The organism is Wenyingzhuangia sp. 2_MG-2023 (genome assembly GCF_030548295.1).
Lineage (GTDB): Bacteria > Bacteroidota > Bacteroidia > Flavobacteriales > Flavobacteriaceae > Wenyingzhuangia.
Genome location: NZ_JAUOSB010000242.1, coordinates 1 through 228, shown reverse-complemented (window position 1 = coordinate 228; position 228 = coordinate 1). Strand labels below are relative to the sequence as shown.

Here is a 228-nt window from a genome sequence, read left to right as displayed (position 1 = left end):
GCATTTATATAATCTGTAATCAACCCATCCATTGTAGCTTTTCCTACAGAAAATTTCCCGTTAAAATTCCAATTCATCTTCTGGTTTCTAATAATATCAACTCCCAAACCTAATTCAAAACCCTGTACATCAACAACTCCATAATTTTGTGCGTATGTTGTTTGCCCAGACTGATAAGGAACTTCATTGTTTTTAAACAAAAGATCTTTTGTTTTCTTTGTATAATAA

General features: G+C 31.1%; 1 protein-coding gene. It reads right to left on the bottom strand.

The window, feature by feature from the left end; genetic code table 11:
* Nucleotides 1-200: hypothetical protein (locus Q4548_RS17140; protein ID WP_303457330.1), on the bottom strand; the 200-nt coding region annotated here is incomplete at its 3' end.
* Nucleotides 201-228: the final 28 nt, after the last annotated feature.